At 67.4% G+C, this 13,884-nt stretch carries 15 protein-coding genes; 7 read left to right on the top strand and 8 right to left on the bottom strand.

Annotated elements, in window-relative coordinates; all coding sequences use genetic code 11:
• The first annotated feature begins 5 nt into the window (after window positions 1–5).
• Window positions 6–1,568 (top strand): glycoside hydrolase family 32 protein, encoded by a 1,563-nt coding sequence (locus tag AC6JAM_RS08085; protein ID WP_497934438.1) that lies wholly within the window; start codon window positions 6–8, stop codon window positions 1,566–1,568.
• Between the two features lie 4 nt (window positions 1,569–1,572).
• On the opposite strand, the gene AC6JAM_RS08080 is transcribed toward AC6JAM_RS08085, so the two are convergent.
• Window positions 1,573–2,313 (bottom strand): SDR family NAD(P)-dependent oxidoreductase, encoded by a 741-nt coding sequence (locus tag AC6JAM_RS08080; RefSeq protein ID WP_495635085.1) that lies wholly within the window; start codon window positions 2,311–2,313, stop codon window positions 1,573–1,575.
• Between the two features lie 44 nt (window positions 2,314–2,357).
• Window positions 2,358–3,005, bottom strand: coding sequence for a cyclodeaminase/cyclohydrolase family protein (locus AC6JAM_RS08075; protein ID WP_497934437.1), 648 nt, complete (start codon window positions 3,003–3,005; stop codon window positions 2,358–2,360).
• A 139-nt stretch (window positions 3,006–3,144) separates the two neighbouring features.
• On the opposite strand from AC6JAM_RS08075, the gene AC6JAM_RS08070 reads away from it, so the two are divergent.
• Both AC6JAM_RS08070 and AC6JAM_RS08065 read left to right on the top strand, forming a co-directional pair.
• Entirely contained in the window at window positions 3,145–3,942 is a 798-nt protein-coding gene (locus tag AC6JAM_RS08070; RefSeq protein WP_497934435.1) for an alpha/beta hydrolase, read from the top strand.
• 41 nt (window positions 3,943–3,983) lie between these two features.
• Window positions 3,984–4,931, top strand: coding sequence for a carbohydrate kinase family protein (locus AC6JAM_RS08065; protein ID WP_495635087.1), 948 nt, complete (start codon window positions 3,984–3,986; stop codon window positions 4,929–4,931).
• A 78-nt stretch (window positions 4,932–5,009) separates the two neighbouring features.
• Here AC6JAM_RS08065 and AC6JAM_RS08060 read toward each other — a convergent pair whose 3' ends face one another.
• From AC6JAM_RS08060 to AC6JAM_RS08050, 3 genes are all read right to left on the bottom strand, one after another.
• The gene (locus AC6JAM_RS08060) at window positions 5,010–6,188 is read right to left on the bottom strand and encodes an ABC transporter substrate-binding protein (protein ID WP_056388496.1); all 1,179 of its coding nucleotides are present in this window, start codon (window positions 6,186–6,188) and stop codon (window positions 5,010–5,012) included.
• Window positions 6,189–6,356: 168 nt separating this feature from the next.
• The gene (locus tag AC6JAM_RS08055) at window positions 6,357–7,655 is read right to left on the bottom strand and encodes a Y-family DNA polymerase (protein ID WP_186447809.1); all 1,299 of its coding nucleotides are present in this window, start codon (window positions 7,653–7,655) and stop codon (window positions 6,357–6,359) included.
• Between the two features lie 24 nt (window positions 7,656–7,679).
• Window positions 7,680–8,111, bottom strand: coding sequence for a LexA family protein (locus tag AC6JAM_RS08050; RefSeq protein WP_018770326.1), 432 nt, complete (start codon window positions 8,109–8,111; stop codon window positions 7,680–7,682).
• Window positions 8,112–8,263: 152 nt separating this feature from the next.
• Here AC6JAM_RS08050 and AC6JAM_RS08045 point away from each other — a divergent pair, with 152 nt between their 5' ends.
• The 3 genes from AC6JAM_RS08045 to AC6JAM_RS08035 all read left to right on the top strand — a co-directional run bounded on the left by AC6JAM_RS08045 (window position 8,264) and on the right by AC6JAM_RS08035 (window position 10,323).
• Window positions 8,264–9,082 carry a Cof-type HAD-IIB family hydrolase gene (locus AC6JAM_RS08045; protein ID WP_056388493.1) on the top strand — a complete coding sequence of 273 codons (819 nt, stop codon included), beginning with the start codon at window positions 8,264–8,266 and terminating at the stop codon, window positions 9,080–9,082.
• Between the two features lie 110 nt (window positions 9,083–9,192).
• The gene (locus AC6JAM_RS08040; RefSeq protein ID WP_018770324.1) at window positions 9,193–9,456 is read left to right on the top strand and encodes a hypothetical protein; all 264 of its coding nucleotides are present in this window, start codon (window positions 9,193–9,195) and stop codon (window positions 9,454–9,456) included.
• 42 nt (window positions 9,457–9,498) lie between these two features.
• Window positions 9,499–10,323, top strand: coding sequence for a glycerophosphodiester phosphodiesterase family protein (locus AC6JAM_RS08035; RefSeq protein ID WP_134164781.1), 825 nt, complete (start codon window positions 9,499–9,501; stop codon window positions 10,321–10,323).
• Here AC6JAM_RS08035 and AC6JAM_RS08030 read toward each other — a convergent pair.
• On the bottom strand, window positions 10,320–10,634 hold the full coding sequence (locus AC6JAM_RS08030) for a hypothetical protein (RefSeq protein WP_134164780.1): 315 nt from the start codon (window positions 10,632–10,634) through the stop codon (window positions 10,320–10,322). The two genes, AC6JAM_RS08035 and AC6JAM_RS08030, sit on opposite strands and share 4 nt — an antisense overlap.
• 134 nt (window positions 10,635–10,768) lie before the next feature.
• Here AC6JAM_RS08030 and AC6JAM_RS08025 point away from each other — a divergent pair, with 134 nt between their 5' ends.
• The gene (locus AC6JAM_RS08025; RefSeq protein ID WP_018770321.1) at window positions 10,769–11,005 is read left to right on the top strand and encodes a DUF6480 family protein; all 237 of its coding nucleotides are present in this window, start codon (window positions 10,769–10,771) and stop codon (window positions 11,003–11,005) included.
• A 77-nt stretch (window positions 11,006–11,082) separates the two neighbouring features.
• On the opposite strand, the gene AC6JAM_RS08020 is transcribed toward AC6JAM_RS08025, so the two are convergent.
• Together AC6JAM_RS08020 and AC6JAM_RS08015 are read right to left on the bottom strand one after the other, a co-directional pair.
• On the bottom strand, window positions 11,083–12,144 hold the full coding sequence (locus tag AC6JAM_RS08020) for an EAL domain-containing protein (protein WP_026265935.1): 1,062 nt from the start codon (window positions 12,142–12,144) through the stop codon (window positions 11,083–11,085).
• 170 nt (window positions 12,145–12,314) lie between these two features.
• Entirely contained in the window at window positions 12,315–13,865 is a 1,551-nt protein-coding gene (locus AC6JAM_RS08015) for a putative bifunctional diguanylate cyclase/phosphodiesterase (RefSeq protein WP_056388484.1), read from the bottom strand.
• Window positions 13,866–13,884 lie beyond the last annotated feature (19 nt).

Below are 13,884 nucleotides of genomic sequence, written 5' to 3'. Positions count from 1 at the left end.
CAACGATGACCCACGCCCTGTCCCGCCGCCACGTCCTGCAAGGTTCAGGAGCAGGCGCGCTCGCACTGTTCCTGGGCAACGGACTGACCGTCCCCGCGCGCGCCCAAACCTCACTGCGGGCCGCCTACCACATGACTCCGCCGTCGGGCTGGCTCTGCGACCCGCAGCGTCCGGTTCACCTGGACGGCACCTACCACCTCTACTACCTGCATTCCGAGCAGAACAACGGCCCCGGCGGCTGGGACCACGCCACCACCGCGGACGGTGTGGCCTTCACGCACCACGGGGTTGCCCTTCCACTGCAGCCGGACTTTCCTGTCTGGTCCGGCTCCGCGGTGGTGGACACCGCCAACACCGCAGGCTTCGGAACCGGTGCCGTCGTTGTGCTGGCAACGCAGCCCACGGGCGGCATCCGCAAGTACCAGGAGCAGTACCTCTACTGGTCAACGGACGGCGGCTACACCTTCACCTCCCTGCCCGAACCGGTCATTGCCAACACCGACGGGCGTACGGCCGTTACCCAGGCGGAAATTGAAAATGCGGAATGGTTCCGCGACCCGAAGATCCACTGGGACGCGGCCCGCGGGGAGTGGGTGTGCGTGATTGGCCGGGCGCGCTACGCTGCCTTCTACACGTCGGTGAACCTGCGGGACTGGCAGCTGAAGCGCAACTTCGACTACCCCAACCACGCGCTGGGCGGCATCGAGTGCCCGGACCTGTTCCAGATGAAGGCCGACGACGGGACCTGGCATTGGGTGCTTGGCGCCAGCATGGATGCGTACAGCATCGGGCTGCCCATGACCTACGCCTACTGGACGGGAACCTGGGACGGTAACCAGTTCCTTGCCGACGACGTGGACAATCCGCAATGGCTGGACTGGGGCTGGGACTGGTACGCGGCGGTGACCTGGCCTGCGGCCGAAGCACCGGAGACGCGCCGCTACGCCGTTGCCTGGATGAACAACTGGAAGTACGCCGCCCGGGATGTCCCCACCGATGCCACGGACGGGTACAACGGACAGAACTCGGTGGTGCGCGAACTGCGCCTGGAGCGCCAGGCAGGGGGCTGGTACAGCCTGCTGAGCAGCCCCGTCAGGGCGCTCGCCGGCTATGCCACGGCCACCACCGGGCTCCCGGACCGGACCGTGGAGGGGAGTGCCGTCCTGCCCTGGAACGGCCGCGCCTACGAGCTGGAGCTCGACATCTCATGGGAGGCGGCCACGAATGTGGGGGTCTCCGTTGGCCGCTCGGCGGACGGGACCCGCCACACGAACATCGGCAAGTATGGGGCCGAACTGTACGTTGACCGGGCGCCCTCGGACCTCCCCGGCTACTCGCTGGTGCCCTACACACGGGCGGCGGCGCCCATCGACCTCAACGCCAAGTCCGTCCACCTGCGCGTCCTGGTGGATACCCAGAGCGTGGAAGTGTTCGTTAACGCCGGCCACACTGTGCTGTCGCAGCAGGTGCACTTTGCGGACGGCGATACCGGCATCTCGCTGTACACCGACGGCGGCCCGGCCATCTTTTCCGGCATCACCATCCGGGAACTGGCGGCCCCCGCGTGAAGGGCTAGGCCAGCGCGTCGAGGGTGACCCCGGTGTGGTCCGCAAGGCGGGCCAGGAGGGCGTCCTGGAACCGGGGGTCGGTGGCCGCCGGATGCGGCGTTTGCCGGTGCTGGTGGTACCAGTAGCCCCCGCTGGCCAGGGCCCCGGGATCATCACTGGTGGCCAGCCACTCCTGGGTCCGGTGCCCCAATTCCAGGTCATCCGGAGCTGACCGGCCGCCCATCCGCGTGGGTACCCAGCCGGGGTCGACGGCGTTGCTGGCGACATGCGGGACAAGGCGGGCCAGCGCTGCCGACAACGCAGTGACGTGCAGCTTCGTTGTGGAGTAGGAGGCCGTCGTCGTCCGTCCTGCCCAGTCCAGGCCGTCCAGGCCGGTGCTGCCGCCGCGGTGCATGCCGCTGCTCAGGTAGATGAGCCGGCGCGGGCCGGGAATGAGGGCGGTGAGCAGGTACGGGGCCACCACGTTCACCGGGAGCAGGGCCGCACCGTTGAGTACGCCCGCGTTGTGGATGACCGCGTCGATGCCGCCGATCGCGTTGGCCTGGTCCGCGATCTGCCGGACTTCCTGTGCAACCGCGAGGTCACCGGTGACGCAGTGCGCCCCGCGGTCCAGCAGGTGCTGCACCGCGGGGACGCGCCGGGAGGACCGCGCATGCACGATCACGTCGTGGCCGTCCTGCAGCAGCGTCTCCGCCGCGGCCAGGCCAAGCCCGTCGGTGGATCCGGTGATGAAAACGCGTGCCATGCGCGGCCCTCCCTGGTTCCTGGGTTTGTACCAGTATCCCGGTGTCAGGCGGCGTCGGTGGGGGCGGCGCGGTGGTCAATCGCAGCTGTCAGTTCGTCGATGCGCTCCATGGCTCCGTTGAGTTTCTCGACGGCGGCCCACAGGTCCGGATGCTGTTCGCGGACCTGGTCCAGGGTTGCACCGGCGGACCGCAGGGACCCGAGGTCAAAGCTGACGTTGGTGCGTGCCCCGGCAACGGCAGCCCGAAGGGCACCAAACGCGACCACGACATCCGCCACCAGCGACCGGTTGCCGTTGGTTGCCAGCCAGCCCAGGTCGTCGATGGCCCCGATGGCCCGTTCGCCCAAGAGGGCGGAGGACGCCGCGGCTTCCAGCGACGCGGAACGGATCGCCTCGTCCCGCTCCGGGCCCGGGTCCAGCCGGAAGGCGGCGCCGAACGCCTTGGAAGCGGACGCGTCGTCATCTGCCAGCCGCAGGGCTTCCTGGCGCAGTGCGTGCGCCCGGGCGCGTATCCGGGCCGGCTCCCCGCCGTCGTCCCCGCTGTAGCCGGCCACCATGGACGTCAGCGAGGCGGCGACGGCGAGCATCAGCCCTGTCCCCGCCCCTCCGCCGGGTGAGCCCGTGGATTCCGCCAGCGCGCGCGTCCAATCTTCCACCGTTGACCCTTGGGTGGTCACTGCAGGTTCCTCCATGCCAGGGACCGTGCCCAGAAAAGTGAGGGGCTAAACGGCAGGGCACGGCGGCACCGCGCGCTTCTGGCCCAGTTTTGATGGGCCTGGCCGCGGAAACACGGGGCTCTTCCGGCGATCCGGGCCGCTAAAGTGGGCCAGTGTGACGCGACGCTACCGCCATGACTACGGCGACGACCCCAGCCAGTGGGGCGAACTCTTCCTTCCCGATCTTCCGGTTGGCGGGAGGCACCGGGGCGTGGTGGTGGTCATCCACGGCGGGTACTGGCGCTCCACTTACGGGGCCGAACTGGGGGAGCCGCTGGCCAAGGACCTGGCGGAACACGGCATGGCGGCCTGGAACCTCGAGTACCGGCGTGCCGGCAACGGCGGCGGCTGGCCGGGCACCTTCCAGGACATCCTGGCCGGCATCGACAAGCTGGCCGACCTGGCAGCACCGCACGCGCTGGACCTGGGCAGAGTAGTGGCGCTGGGCCATTCCGCCGGCGGGCACCTGGCGGTGTGGGCGGCAGGCAGGAACAGGCTGGACGGGCTCGGACCCGCAGAGGGCAGCCAGGTGGAAAACAGCACCGACGGCGTCCGTTTCACCGGGGTGGTGAGCCAGTCGGGGGTCCTCAACCTGGGCGGGGCCGAGCGGCTCAGCCTCAGCGATGGTGCGGTGGCAAACCTGCTGGCCGGGCCGTCGTCGGAATTTCCCGGACGCCACCGCATGGCCGACCCCATGGCCGCGCTGCCGCTGGACATTCCCGTCTATGCCGTCCACGCGCTGGGGGACGACGACGTCCCCCTCAGCATGTCCACCACCTATGTTGAGGCCAGCCAGGCCGGACCCGTGCCGGCACAGCTGGTCAGGGTGCCGGGGGACCACTTCGCCCTGATCGACGTCACGGCGGAGGCGTATCTCACGTGCCGGGAACTGGTGGGCCGGCTGCTCCGCTGACACGACCTGCTGACCGGTCCGCTTTCTGGCAGAGTATGACCATGCTCACAGTGATCGGCGAAGGCCTTGTTGACGTTGTCCAGCGCGCCTCCGGAATTGAGGCCCATGTGGGCGGCAGCCCGCTGAACGTTGCCGTGGGCCTGGCCCGGCTGGACCATCCGGTGCAGTTCATCGGCCGCTACGGCCGGGACGCGTACGGCGATTCGGTGGCTGCCCACCTGCGCGCCAGTTCCGTCATGCTGCCGGTACCGCCGGATGAGTTGCCCACCAGCGTGGCCACCGCGTTGATTGACGACGACGGCGCCGCCACCTACACGTTCGACCTCACCTGGGAGCTCCCGGGCCTCGCGGACCGGCTCGGCTTCATGCTGCAGGGCACCACGCTGCTGCACACGGGTTCGATAGCCACGATGCTGATGCCTGGTGCCACCGAAGTCCTGGCCGCCGTCGAGTACGCCCACCCCTCGGCCACCATCAGTTTCGATCCCAACTGCCGGCCCAGCATCATCACCGACGTGGACTTCGCGCGGCGGCAGGCGGAGAAGTTCGTCACCCTGGCGGACGTGGTCAAGGCCTCCGACGAGGACCTGGAATGGCTTTATCCGGGGCAGGACGTCCTGGACTCGGCGCGGAAGTGGCTGGCCCTGGGAGGCTCGGAGGGGCCGGCGCTTGTGGTGGTGACCCGGGGCGCGGATGGGCCGTGGGGAGTGTGCCGCGCCGGCGAAGCGTCCGTTCCCGCACCGAAAGTTGACGTGGCGGACACCGTGGGGGCTGGGGATTCCTTCATGGCGGCGCTGCTGTCCGGCCTGGTGGACCGGGACCTGGACGGCGCGCAGAACCGCGGGGCGCTGCGCGACCTGCCCGCCGAAGGGCTGGCCGAACTCCTTGCGCATGCTGCCCGTGCAGCGGCTGTCACGGTGTCGCGGCCCGGCGCCAACCCGCCGACGCGGGCTGAGATGGACCGGCTGGGAACTGGCGAAGAGGGTTAGGAGTCGAATCGGCTGCTCCGCAAGTGCCGCTCTGAGGACTCAAAAGGACACCTGCGGAGCAACCGATGGAGGGAGGGCCTACTCCTTGCCAAGCCCCGCTGCCGAGGTCTTCCCGTCCGAGACGCTGTTGAGGGCCCGCAGATCGAAGATGCCGTTGATGTCCGCCTGCTTGGTGGTGCCGGCAGTCACGCCGTCGGCCAGGAGCTTCTGGTAGGTTCCGGCGAGCGGGTCCACGGTGAAGACGATGTTCTTCAGTGAACGGTCGATGACGTCGGCCTTCAGTTCGGCCCCGGCGGCTTCCTTGAGCGCGGCGTTGATGGCAGTTGCCTTTTCGTTGGCCGGTGCCGCGTTCAGCCACTCGACCGACTTCACATGCCCCTTCAGGAGCGCCTTGACGGTGTCCGGGTGGTCGGCGGCGAACTTCCGGTTCACGATCAGGATGGTGGTGGGGAACTCGCCCGGCTTGCCGGACAGTGTGCCATCCCACAGGTCCTTTTCATCGACCAGGACCTTCGCTCCGGCCGTCAGCACCAGCCGTGACGCCCACGGTTCAGGCAACCACGCGCCGTCGAGCTTGCCGTCCTGGAACAGCTTTAGGGTCTGGGCGTTCTCGGTGGGATTGATGGCCACGTCCCCGCTGCCGTCCACGTTGGTCTTGTAGCCCTGGGTGGCAAGCCAGGCCCGGAGGGCGACGTCCTGCGTGCCGCCGAGCTGCGGCGACGCGAGCGTCCTGCCCTTCAGGTCTGCAGCGGAGCCGATTTCCGGCTTGACCACCAGCTGTGCGCCGCCGGCCGCGGCACCGGCGATGATGTTGACGGATTCGCCCTGGCTCTTCACGAAGGAGTTGATGGCCGGGTTCGGGCCGATGTAGGTGGCGTCGATGGCGCCGGCGTTCAGCGCTTCGATGGCTGCGGGGCCGGCGTTGAACACCTGGGTGCTGAGCTTGGTGCTGCCCAGTTCATCGGCGATGAAGCCCTTGCTGACCCCTACCAGGGCGGGGGCGTGGGTGACGTTGCCGAAGTAGCCAAGCTTCAGCTCGGCCGCCGGGTTGCCGGCGGGCGCCACGTCGGCTGCCGGTGCAGCGGTGCCGTTGTTGACGGCGGAGGCGACGGCGGCACCCCCGCCGATCAGGGCCAGCGCGGCTGCCGCGATGCCGATTTTGAGGCCGAGCGGGCGCTGGGGCTTGGCTGACCCGCCGGCGACGATGCGGGTGGATGCTTGCTGGTTTTGCGGACTCTTGTCCTGCGGGTTTGCCATGGGGAAATCCTTTGCTGGGGCTGATGCTGAGACGAGATTACGGAGCGCCCGGCGGCCCCACAATCATTCGTGTCGCAGTGGTTCACGGGGAGACGCGAAGCCTCAATGCGGCGTAGCAGGGCGTTAAAAATCGTCGCGGAGCGTCTTGATTCGGCCCTCCTGGTGCCCCTACGCGGCCTTCACCAGGGGGAGCTCGTCCCAGTGCGTGGTGTAACGGGGCGAACGCATGTCCCGCTTCATGGTCCAGTCCAGGCCCGACTTGATGCCCGCATGCCCCAGCCCGATGGACCCCCGTCCAAACCGGCGGCTCACATCCTCAAGCAATGGCCCGATGCCGCGTTCCTCGTGCCGGTTCTCGAACAGTTCGAGCGGGGGCTGGTTTCCCGTGGGCCGCAGGTCGGTGAGCATCAGGCCCGCTTTGGCATATTTCAGTCCATCCCGGATATTGGGCAGCAGCGCGTGGGCGGCTTTGGTGAGCAGGAGTGGGTCCGCGGTGGGCATGGGCAAGGAGACGCAGACCGAAGGGTAGGCCTGTTCGTAATCCCTGAAGGGGGACGTGGCAGCGAAGGCCGTCAGCACTTTCGCCTGCAGTCCGTGCTTGGACAGCCTGGCGCTCGCCTGCTGCCCGTAGATGCTCAGAACCTCGCGCAGGCCGGCGGCGGTGGTCACGGGAGTGGCGAAGGAACGGGAAAATATCAGCTGGTCGCGGCCGACGCGCTCCTCCTCCATGGGAATGCACGGGGTGCCGCGCAGTTCCAGGACGGTGCGCATCAGCACCACCGAAAACTTGTCCCTGATCGCCACCGGATCCGCCCGGACCAGGTCCAGCACGGTGAAGATGCCCAACACGTTGAGCCGCTTCATCAGCCGCCCGGCAATGCCCCACACCTCGTCCACCGGCAACCGGCCCATGAGGGCCTCGCGAACGTCGGCCGGGACCGACTCCCAGAGGCAGACCCCGCCAAAAGCGGCGTTGTTCTTGGCCCACTTGTTGCAGAGCTTTGCCAGGGTCTTGGTGGGGGCGATGCCCACGCAGACCGGCACCCCCACGTGCCGCCGCACGGCCTCTTTCATCCTGCGGCCCAGGGCCAGCAGCTCGTCGGGTTTTCCCTTCACGCCCAGGAACGCTTCGTCGATGCTGTAAACCTCCAGCCACGCCGAGTACCTGCCCAGCAGCTCCATCACCCGGGAGCTGATGTCCCCGTAGAGCTCATAGTTGCTGGACTTCGCCACCAGGCCCCACTCCTTGGCCCGCGGCGCGAGCTTGAACCAGGGCTCGCCGGTGGCGATGCCCAGGGCCTTCGCCTCGGGGGAGCGCGTCACCGCGCAGCCGTCATTGTTGGACAGCACCACCAGCGGGCGGCCCTCCAGGGAGGGGTCGAAGGCGCGCTCCGCGGAGGCGTAGAAGCAGTTGACATCCACGTGGGCGATCTGCGGCATCCGCCGCATGAGCACCGGCTTAGGCATGCTGCTCCTCAAACGTGGAATATCTCAGACATGGTGCAGGCACCTGGTGGCGACACCCCAGATGGTCAGCTCGGACAGGGCGGGGACGTGGATATCCGGATATTTGGGGTTCTCCGCCTGCAGCACCACGCCGGTGCCGGTGATGCGGAGGCGCTTAACCGTCAGCTCCCCGTCCAGCACCGCAATCACCACACACCCGTCCTTCGGCTCCAGTGCCCGGTTCACGATCAGTTCGTCACCGTCGCTGATGCCGGCGCCCTCCATGGAGTCCCCGGTGACCCGGACCACGAAGGTGCTGGTGATGTCCTTGATGAGGTGCGCGTTCAAGTCGATCCGCCCGTCAAAGTAGTCCTGCGCAGGAGACGGAAACCCTGCCGCCACCGCCACGGGGGAGATCAGCACCGAGAACAACGAGGCGCCCGCATCTATCACGCGGGGACCGATAATAACGCCCACAACACACCTTTTATTCGAATATATGTTCGATAGTTTCAGTGTAGACCCGGAGGCTGACAACGGCACCACCCCGGCCGTCCCTGGACAGCCCGCGGACCCGAAGCGGCCGCCCCGGCGGCGACGGTGCACAAACCCCCACGTAGACTGGCATCATGCGGCTGGTAGCAAGCGATATTGACGGAACGATCCTTGGGCACGACGGAAAAATCAGCCCCCGCACCATCCGCGCCTTCCACGCCTGCCGCGATGCCGGCGTCGAGCTCGTGTTTGTCACGGGCCGTCCGCCGCGCTGGCTGCACCCCCTCGAGGAGCAGCTGGGCCACACGGGACGGGTGATCTGCTCCAACGGTGCCGTGGTCTGGGACCTGGAGGCGGACCGCCTGGTCTCCGCCCGCACCCTGGCGATCCACACCGTCCTGGAGGTCCGCGGCATCATCAAGGCGCTCCGCCCCGCGGCCCTGTTCGCAGCGGAAACGCTCACCGGATTCCATCTGGAACCGGGCTTCATCGAAAATGAATCCAGCGAGCTGCTGGCCGAATTCACCCCGGCCCCGCTGAAGGACACGCTCACCAGTGACGATTCGGTGGTCAAATTCCTTGCCATCGTCCGCGACGGCACACCCGATGATTTCCTCGCCGAGGTGGCACCCGCCGTCGAGCACCTGGCCGCGACGACCCACTCCTCGCCCGGCGTTGCCATGCTGGAACTCTCCCTGCCGGGGGTCAACAAGGCCGTTACCCTGGCCGAGTACGCTTCGGGGCTGGGCATTGACGCCGCGGATGTGGTGGCCTTCGGCGACATGCCCAATGACATCGAGATGCTCCGGTGGGCGGGTCACGGCTATGCCATGGCCAGCGGCCATCCGGAGGCCATCCGCGCGGCGGGGCAGCAGGCACCGCATTTTGACGACGACGGCGTGGCCCAGGTTTTGGAGGCGCGGCTCGCCTCCCTGGGCGTCCAGTTTTCCTGACCGCAGCAGCCCCCGTATTCACAGCTGCCGCTCACCTGGCGTTTACCTTCGCCCCCTAGCGTGAACCATGGAAAGCGGGCACTACTTACGCCGGCTCATAGGGGGCAACCATGGCAAGGAACGTCAAACAGCACATGGCCGATGGGCCGCACCGGCCAGCAACCCCGGCTCCGCACTGGAAGCAGCTGCGCCAGGGCGACCGGGTCCGCGTCCTGCTTTCTCCCGGTTTTGAGGCGGGCGGCGTGGTGGACACCATCACCGCCGACCACACGGCAGTCTGGGTCCACCTGGACGGGGGCCGCGGCCGGACGCTCCTGCACTGCGGCGACGGGGTGGACATTGTGCCATGCGGGGAAACCGACTGCGCTGACTGACCCGCCGGCCCCAACCCCGCGCGGCTCGGGTACGCTCACATTGTGACCCTGCCCTTTTTCGAGCACAAGGACGACGCCGGGCGGCAGCTACCCATCGCCATGGCCCACCGCGGGTTCTCGGCTGAGGGGCTGGAAAACTCGATGGCCGCGTTCCGCTCCGGCGTCGAACTGGGCTTCCGGTACCTGGAAACGGACGTGCACACCACGGCCGACGGCGTGCTGCTGCTCTTCCACGATGAAGCCCTGGACCGCCTGACCGACGGCAGCGGCCGCGTGGCGGACCTGCCGGCCGCGGACGTCGCCAAGGCCAGGATCAACGGCCGCGAGCCCATCCCCACGTTCGATGAATTGGTGACCCAGCTGCCACACGCCCGGCTGAACCTGGACGTCAAGGACTGGGGCTCCGTCCACAGCACGGCCGCCGCCATCGAGCGGCACCAAGTGCACCAGCGGGTGCTGGTCACCAGTTTTTCGGACCGTCGACGGCGGGCGGTGCTGAAACTGCTCAGCCGGCCGGTTGCCTCCTCCGCCGGCGTGTCCTCCAATGCCCTCTTCACCCTGCTGGGCCCCGTGCTTCCACGCCCGGTGTTCCACCGGCTCATGCGCCGGGTGCTCAGGGACGTCCATGCGCTGCAGGTCCCCGTCCGCTATGGACGGATCCCTGTGGTCACCGCCGGGTTCATCCGCCGCGCCCACGCCCTTGGCCTGGCGGTGCACGTCTGGACCATCAACGATGCCGCGGAAATGCACCGCCTCCTCGACCTGGGCGCGGACGGCATCGTCACGGACCGCGCGGACCTGCTTCGCGAAGTGCTCATGGAGCGCGGGGAGTGGCCGCAGGGCCACCCGCCTGCGCCGGGTTCCTAGCCTCCGGACGGCGCGGTGGCGTCGCCGGTAAGGCCGTCGCGGTCCGCCTGGCCAGGGTCAGTTTCGTCGGTGTCACCGCCCAGGGGACGGTTGGAGACCGGTGCCGGGGCAGCCCCTGTCTTGAGGCCGGGCGCCTTCTGCTTCTCCGCCTCCATGGCATTTGAACCTTCACTCAGGGACGAGTGGACTTCCACGTCGTCATTGGGGTTCGTGGGGTCGGGCACATCCATCTTCTCCGTCGGCTTGGATGTTCCGGCCAGGTCCTCCATGGCGTTTTCTGCTGCCTTGCCGATGCTGTCGCCGATTCCCATCTGACTGCTCCTTCCGACATTGCGTGCCGGCGCCCAGCGGCATACCGGCCCTACTCCTCCAGAATTATCAGCATGCTTACAATTAGTCCAGTGCTGGGGAATCGGACCGCAGCCGGAGAGGAAGGAAGACCAGCATGAGCACTTACCATCCGGAGAATGACCCCGCGAACCCCGACCGCCCGGGGAAGGAAGACGTTGGCGCCGCCCAGCCGCACCTGGCGGAGCAGCGCAGCAGGGAGGCGGCCGGTTCGCCAAACCCCGACCCGGCGGAGGGCAATGTCACCGGGCTGGAACCGGGCGGGGGAGTGCCCCCGGGAGAGACGCCGCCGGCAGAGGACCAGATGAGCCGGGACCAGGGCCACTCCGAATAGCGGTCAAATGGCAGGCGCGGCGCCTGGCGTCATGCCATGCGCCGCGCTGCTCGCCTTAGGTGTGAGCGTGGTGTGTGTCAGGAAGTCTCTTTGCCATGGCGGCCCCGCGACTCCCCTGGTCCCGCCAAATGGCGCTCCAGGCCGTCCACGTCCAGCCGCGTGTTCCAGTTGGCCCAATCCTGGGGCCGCACTGACGGCCGCCCCAGCAGGTAACCCTGGCCGGCGCTGATGCCAAGTTCGGTGAGGACCTTGAGTTCGCCCACCGTTTCGATCCCCTCAGCCACCAGGATGGTGCCGATCTGGTCGGTGAAGTCCACCAGGCAGGCCGACAGTGCCCGCTGGAGGCCGTCCTTGTCGACGTCGCCAATCACGTTGCGTCCCACCTTGAGGAAGTCTGGACGCAGGTGGATCATGCGGCTGAGGGCGCCGGCCCCGGTGTGGGTGTCATCGACGGCAATCCGCAGGCCCTTTTCCCGCAGTGGATTGATCGCGGAAATGAACTGCAGATATTCCTCTTCCGGAATGTCCTCGGTCAATTCGAGCACTATGCGGTCGATGGGGAGTTCAATATGGTCGAACAGTTCCGGCAGCCGCGGGTCCATGCAGGAGGTGGGCGAAATATTGAGGGACACATAAAGGTTGTCCGGCAGGTCGCGGGCTGCCGCCGCGGCGGATCCCAAAGCCGAGAACTCCAGGTTTGCGCCCAGGCCCACGGCCGCGGCCTCGGCGAACCACAGTTCTGCAGCGGCACCGTCATCGCTGACGAAGCGCGAGAGGGCTTCCGCGCCGACCACGGTTTTTCCTTCCAGGCCGTAAATGGGCTGGAATGCGGTCATCAGCATTTGGTTCTCGAGCAGGGCGCTGATCCGTGAGATGCTGCGGATGGCGTCCAGCTGCTCAGCGAACTGCGGCGGCAGGGTGGGCGCTGTGAGGCGCATGTCCCTGGCCGCTTCCAGTGTTTCCACGGTGTTGGCATCGCTGCGCCGGGTCTCCAGGAGATACTCCAGCAAAGCGCGTTCCGGCACGCCTGGATTCTCGTCGAGGCTCCTGCTCAGCCGTTGCCGGACAGCGGCTCCCGCAGGATCCGTATCCGCCAGCACGGCAGCGATAATTCCCCATGCCTGTACCCGAACCGACATTAGCAACGCCCCCAGTTGACGAAGTAATGACCCGATGGCCCAATAATGTTCAAATTTCCAAACGCCTTATTAAAGTACGGTGTTGCCAGACCTGAATTTCGCGGCGGCGAAAAACCAGACACCGCACGCTGATCGTATAACGGCGGCCACAAAAGCGCAGTAGTTTTGCGTTACTGGTTAGCGCTTTCCTGCTGGTCAGCCAGCAGTTGGGGTATCTGGTCCGGCGGAACCGGACGGCTGAAGTAGTAGCCCTGCGCGCTGCGGCAGCCAAGCCCGCGCAGGATTTCCGCCTGCTCAGCGGTTTCCACGCCTTCCCATACGGCTTCCAGCCCGCACGCCCGTACCAGCTGCAGCACGGCGGCCACCAGGGCGGGCTGGCTGGGATCGGTCTCCAGCCCGGTAATCAGCGTTCTGTCCACTTTGACCCGGTCCACGGGCAGCCGGCGGAGGTAGCTGATGGAAGAGTAGCCAGTGCCAAAATCGTCAATTTCGATGCCCACGCCCAGGCCGCGCAGCCCGCCCAGCGAGTACCGGTCCAGTTCATTGCCCTTGACGATGGCCACTTCGGTCAATTCGAGGACCACCTGGTCGGGCCTGACCCCGGTCTCCTGGAGCACGTTCCGCACGTCCTCGATGAACTGCAGGCTCTGCAGGTCCGTGGCGGAGATATTGACGCGCACGGAAAACGTGCTGTCCAGCAGGCACGCGTCGATCCAGGCCCGGAGCTGCCTCACAGCCGTCCTGAGCACCCACAGGCCCAGTTCCGAGATCAGTCCCGCCTCCTCGGCAAGGGGAATGAACTCGTCCGGCATGATGAAGCCGCGGGTGGGGTGGTTCCAGCGGACCAGTGCCTCCACGCCCTCGATCCGTCCCGTGGCGAGCTCCACCACGGGCTGGTAGTAAAGCGTCAGCGCGTCATCCTTGATGGCGGCCCGCAGGTCGTCCACCAGCTGGCTGCGGAGCCGCCGCATCAGCAGCAGGGCCGGCTCGAACCGGTGCAGCCTGTTCTGCCCTTCGGCCTTGGAGGCATACATGGCGACGTCGGCCTCCATCAGCATGTCCTCCGGGCTGTGGCCTTCACTGCCCACGCTGAGCCCGATGCTGGCACCGCAACGCACGCTGCGGCCGGGCAGTTCGATGGGTTCGGTGAGCGCGGCCAGGATGCGGTGCGCCACGATGGCGGCCTGGTCTGCCGACGCCGACGGCATGACGATCGCGAACTCGTCACCACCCAGCCTGGCGACGACGTCCGCCGCGCGGACCGCGGTCCGGAGCCTTTCGCCCACAGTCACCAGGACCTGGTCGCCGGCCGTGTGTCCCAGGCTGTCATTGATGGATTTGAACGCGTCCAGGTCCATCAGCAAGATGGCGGGGCCTTCATCCGCCGGCTCGCCGCCGGCCGCGGTGCGGGCTTCCAGGGCGGTGCGCAGTGCTTCGATCAGTGCGGACCGGTTGGCCAGGCCGGTCAGCGGGTCCTGCATTGCCATCTTCTGCATCTCAAGGTGCGCCTCGTGCAGCAGCTGGGTCCGGACCTGCACCCGCTGCTCGAGCTCCTCGTAGATGATCTGCAGGTCCTCGGCCAGGAGATTGGTGCCCATGATGATCGCGTCCAGTTCATCCCGGGCGGGTGAGACCTCGATCCGTGAGCTGAGGTCCCCGGAAGCCAGCCGGACAATACCTTCCAGCAGCTGCGAAAGCCGGGGATCGTCGTCGGCAAACATGGCAGGTCCTCCTTCGGCG

Source organism: Arthrobacter sp. GmRoot5-12 (assembly GCF_059739365.1).
The sequence above is the reverse complement of the archived record's forward strand: the minus strand, read 5'-3'. Positions and strand labels throughout refer to the sequence as shown.

What these genes read in the sequence shown, in the direction of transcription:
- AC6JAM_RS08085 (WP_497934438.1), top strand. Translation starts at nt 6, where the DNA reads ATGACCCACGCCCTGTCCCGCCGCCACGTCCTGCAAGGTTCAGGAGCA.
- AC6JAM_RS08080 (WP_495635085.1), bottom strand. Translation starts at nt 2,313, where the DNA reads ATGGCACGCGTTTTCATCACCGGATCCACCGACGGGCTTGGCCTGGCC.
- AC6JAM_RS08075 (WP_497934437.1), bottom strand. Translation starts at nt 3,005, where the DNA reads ATGGAGGAACCTGCAGTGACCACCCAAGGGTCAACGGTGGAAGATTGG.
- AC6JAM_RS08065 (WP_495635087.1), top strand. Translation starts at nt 3,984, where the DNA reads ATGCTCACAGTGATCGGCGAAGGCCTTGTTGACGTTGTCCAGCGCGCC.
- AC6JAM_RS08060 (WP_056388496.1), bottom strand. Translation starts at nt 6,188, where the DNA reads ATGGCAAACCCGCAGGACAAGAGTCCGCAAAACCAGCAAGCATCCACC.
- AC6JAM_RS08055 (WP_186447809.1), bottom strand. Translation starts at nt 7,655, where the DNA reads ATGCCTAAGCCGGTGCTCATGCGGCGGATGCCGCAGATCGCCCACGTG.
- AC6JAM_RS08045 (WP_056388493.1), top strand. Translation starts at nt 8,264, where the DNA reads ATGCGGCTGGTAGCAAGCGATATTGACGGAACGATCCTTGGGCACGAC.
- AC6JAM_RS08040 (WP_018770324.1), top strand. Translation starts at nt 9,193, where the DNA reads ATGGCAAGGAACGTCAAACAGCACATGGCCGATGGGCCGCACCGGCCA.
- AC6JAM_RS08030 (WP_134164780.1), bottom strand. Translation starts at nt 10,634, where the DNA reads ATGGGAATCGGCGACAGCATCGGCAAGGCAGCAGAAAACGCCATGGAG.
- AC6JAM_RS08025 (WP_018770321.1), top strand. Translation starts at nt 10,769, where the DNA reads ATGAGCACTTACCATCCGGAGAATGACCCCGCGAACCCCGACCGCCCG.
- AC6JAM_RS08020 (WP_026265935.1), bottom strand. Translation starts at nt 12,144, where the DNA reads ATGTCGGTTCGGGTACAGGCATGGGGAATTATCGCTGCCGTGCTGGCG.
- AC6JAM_RS08015 (WP_056388484.1), bottom strand. Translation starts at nt 13,865, where the DNA reads ATGTTTGCCGACGACGATCCCCGGCTTTCGCAGCTGCTGGAAGGTATT.